Annotated in this window: 3 protein-coding genes; 2 read left to right on the forward strand and 1 reads right to left on the reverse strand. The window is 62.9% G+C overall.

Annotated elements, in window-relative coordinates; genetic code table 11:
• On the reverse strand, nt 1-142 hold a 142-nt coding region (locus ABEL04_RS11755), incomplete at its 3' end, for an FAD-dependent oxidoreductase (RefSeq protein ID WP_375802587.1).
• A gap of 1,279 nt (nt 143-1,421) precedes the next feature.
• Between ABEL04_RS11755 and ABEL04_RS11760 the strand changes: the two genes are divergently transcribed.
• Both ABEL04_RS11760 and ABEL04_RS11765 read left to right on the forward strand, forming a co-directional pair.
• A complete protein-coding gene (locus ABEL04_RS11760) occupies nt 1,422-1,739 on the forward strand; it encodes a hypothetical protein (protein WP_375802585.1) in 318 nt (105 codons plus the stop codon).
• A gap of 281 nt (nt 1,740-2,020) precedes the next feature.
• A partial coding sequence (locus ABEL04_RS11765; protein WP_375802586.1) for a PAS domain-containing sensor histidine kinase occupies nt 2,021-3,976 on the forward strand: 1,956 nt, incomplete at its 3' end.

Raw genomic sequence — 3,976 nt, forward strand, 5'->3', positions numbered from 1 at the left:
CGCAGCCGGTCCAGGTGCAGTCGCCGCCGAGGGCGTCGCGCTCGATCATGGTGGTCTTGGCGCCGAGGTTGGTGGCGATGCCGGCCGCGGAAAGGCCGCCAGCGCCACCGCCGATCACGATAACGTCGTAGTCGGTCGTCATAGAGAAGCGAGCTTCTGGGAAACGGTCGAGGAGAGAGATCGGGGTGTGTGTCGCCCGAGAACGCTGTTCGTTACGGCGGAGCGGCGGGACGAGGCCGAAAATTCAATGTGCAGGGGGGCATCGGATACACGCGGAGGCCCGGGTCGATCCCGCTCAGGTCCCCCGGCACTCCCCCGAGTTCCTCGGTCGCGAGGCGGAGCCGACGGCTGTGCAGCCATGACGCTGGGCTTGTAAGCGCACCTCTACAGGAGGAGCGCAATTCTGAGTCTCGTCGTAGGAGGCGGCACAACCCTGCGCTGCAGCTGAAAACGGTGCGGGCCGTTTTCAGACAAGGTCGGTTAAGCGGGTTCGATCTCATCGGTCGAGGGTGACGACGCCAGCGAACGGAAACATCGCCTGTCGGCTCTGTTTGACTGGGGCGAGTTTTGCCTGGCATCTTCCCGCCCGTTCCAGCTGACCTTCATCGTTATGTGCACGTGAGATGTGCACCTGAGATGATACGCCTACCGCTCCGCTGTTCTGCAGGGGTCCTTCTGGGAACTGTCGTGATCGCAGGTCTGACTGTTTGCGGTAAGCCGGACTCTACGAGCCGGCAATTTCATCCAGAGTGTGCTCCCTACGAGTCATCGGGGCCGGATACGTCTTGGTGGGAATTCGATGGAGGAAGGCCAGTGTTTTCGTTTTGGCTGCCTCCGAGCGTCCAGCAGATCAACGAGGAGGAGGTCGGCATCGATTCATTCCCTGTCACCGTTCAGGACTCGACCACCGACTCGACAGCGTTTCGGATCGGGTTCGAGTATGGTCGTTGGGGAGGAATAGGCGGAGAACGGGATTACCACGTCTGTCGCTTCGTAGACACGACGACAGTAGCCGGTAGAAAGGCCGTGGTTGGACGATTCAAATCCAAGCAAGAATACCAGCGCTGGAAATACAGCCTCGAGGTTGTATTTCTGAGGGATCGCTCATTTCCCCTCAACTTATGGCACTCGGTCACTGGGCGGAGCAATGAGGAAACGTTAACGATGTACGCGACGTGTCCGCGCCGCGCCGATTGTGCTGTTGCCCGAAGCGTCTTCGAAAGCCTTGAATTCGCACGGTGGTACTGAGCACACATTCCGTCTACGCCCCCGAATCCGGGCTGCTGCCGCTTTCGATCGTTCGAGGTAGTGCCGTTCGACTCCCCTGACCGGGCGGGACTTCATTGGGCTCTGTTTCAGCTGAGGAAACCCCTCACGAATTTGTTTTCGGCCGTATTTCCGAAAGTGATAGGTGGGCAATCATGCGATCAGAAACGTCTTCGTGGCTCTCCGTCCGCAGTATAGGAAGCGCCCTGAGCGCCTTCAGTGTCGGATGCTTCGGCAGTATTCTGAGCATCGGAAGTAGCGGTTCGATCCTCAGCATTGGCAGCGCCGGATCGATCCTCAGTATCGGAAGCGCGGGGAGCATCTTGAGCGTTGGGAGTGCCGGTTCGATTCTGAGCATCGGGAAGAGTGGGGCGATTCTGAACCGCAAGCTTCGAGACGCAAACGAGGGAAAGGACGAGGAGGAAGTGGTGCTCGAGAGTCGAGAGACTGATCCCGGGGCCAACAAGGGATGAACGCACGCCGTTTCTGGTGCCACATCGGCCGTGAGGCTCGACTTTGACCTGTCCTCCGGACTCCCGCACTCTTCTGCTGGACCGAAGTCCGATTGTGCTGGAGGCCGGCAGATGAGCGTCGTCCGGTATGCATCGAACCCACTGGATTGATCACGATAGCACACCGCAGCATCGGTCTCCCGGCGCGAGACGACGTGTAGACGGGACCGGACTCTGGCAGGTTGCAGGAGCGTCCTCCAGCCTGCGTCTTTGTAAAATTGACACTCTCCCTCCCCACAGACATGCCCGACGCGCCCAGGATTGACGACGAGCTTCCCCTTCTCTATGAACTTGCCCTGTCCGTCGGGGCGGCGCTCGACCCGTCCGAGAACGCCTCGGCCTTTGCGGGTACTCTGGCCGCACGGAAAGAGCTGGAGAACGTGGCCGTGTGGATGCGCGAGGAGGACGGCGCTCCCCTCCGGCCCCTCCACGCCACCTCCACGTCGTACGTGAACACCGCTACGCTGACGACGGACCATCCGCTCGTCCAGCAGCTTCGGACGAGCGACAAGGTATCCACGCACGCCGCCGACGCGGACTTCTCGGCGCTGGCGGCGGGCCGCTCAGCGCAGAGCGGTGCGCTCGTGGCCTTTCGGCTCGGGGAGGTGGGCCTCCTCGAGATGCACGACTCTCGACGGGAGGCCCCGTTTCCGCCCCGTGAACTGACACAGCTCGACCCGGCCCTGACGAAGCTCGAGCATGTGCTTCGGGGAAGCCGGGCGCATCAGCGACTGCAGGAAGAGGTGCAACGGCGCATCCGAACGGAACGGAAACTCAGGCGCTCCCGCTCACAACTCTCAGCCCTCATCCAGAGCATTCAGGACGCCATCCTAGTTGAGAATGAGGACGGCGAACTGATCCTGGCCAATCAAGCCTTCTGCGACCTGTTCGAGATTGAGGAATCGCCCTCGGCCCTCACCGGGACGGACTGCAGGGCGGCGGCCGAGGCGGCACAGGACCTGTTTGTCGATCCGTCCGTGCTGACCGATCGGGTGGAAGAGATTGTAGAGGCGGGCGAACCGGTCACGGCCGAGCCTCTCCACATGGCCGACGGTCGCATCGTGGAGCGCGACTACGTGCCCGTCGACCTCGACGACCAGACGACTGGGCACCTGTGGCAGTATCGCGACGTGACGGAGCAGCGCAAAGCGGAGGCGAAGATTCGGCGCCTGAAAGACTTCTACGAGCAGGTGCTCAACGCGATGCCGATCGACCTGGCGATCTTTGGGCCGGAGGGGCGCTACGAGTACGTCACGCCCAGCGCGGTGGGGGACCCCGACCGCCGCGAGCAAATCATTGGGATGACCGACGTGGAATATGCCCGGATGTGGGGGCACGACGTGGATACGGCCCGTGCGCGCCTGAAGACGATTCGGCGCGTGGCCCGGACTCGCAAGACCGAGCAGTTTGAGGAAACCCTTGAGGGCCCCGACGGGGACCCTCGCTACTACGTCCGGTTCGTGACGCCGGTCGTGCAGGACGGAGAGGTCGTGCAGGTGCTGGGCTACGGCATGGAGATTACGCAGCGCAAGCGGGCTGAGATGGCACTCCGCGAGGCGAAAGAACAGGCGGAGGCGTCCCTGGCCGCCAAAGAGCGCTTCCTGGCGACAATGAGCCACGAGATCCGAACCCCCCTCAACGCCGTCCTCGGGATGGCGCGGCTCCTGGCGCGCACCGACCTCACGGAGGACCAGCGCTCGTATCTCCAAAGTATCCGCTTCTCGGCAGAAACGCTGCTGACGCTGCTCAACACGGTACTCGACTTTGCGAAGCTCGGGTCCGACGAAGTGGAGCTGGAGCGCACGGCCTTCAACCCCGCCCACCTCGCCCGTCACGTCCGGGAAATGCTCCGCAGCAAGGCCACCGAGGGGGTCACTTTCCGGGTCGAAACCGCCTCTGCCCTCCCGGAACGCGTGGTGGGAGACGCGGCCCGCGTGGGGCAAATCCTCACCAACCTTGCCAGCAACGCTCTCAAGTTCACCCAGGAGGGACGCGTCGTGATCCGTGTCGCTCCTGGCTCTCCACCAGACGACCAGTCGCCCAAGGAGGCCCCTCTGCCCGGCGCGGCCGACACTTGGCTCACGTTTCAGGTCGTAGACACGGGCCGAGGCATTCCCCCCGATCAGCAGGACCGCATCTTCGGAGATTTCAGTCAGGCCAGTGAGGGCCGGTCCGGATCCCGTGAGGGGGCTGGCCTG

The sequence above is a fragment of the Salinibacter sp. genome (assembly GCF_042218895.1).
Lineage (GTDB): Bacteria > Bacteroidota > Rhodothermia > Rhodothermales > Salinibacteraceae > Salinibacter.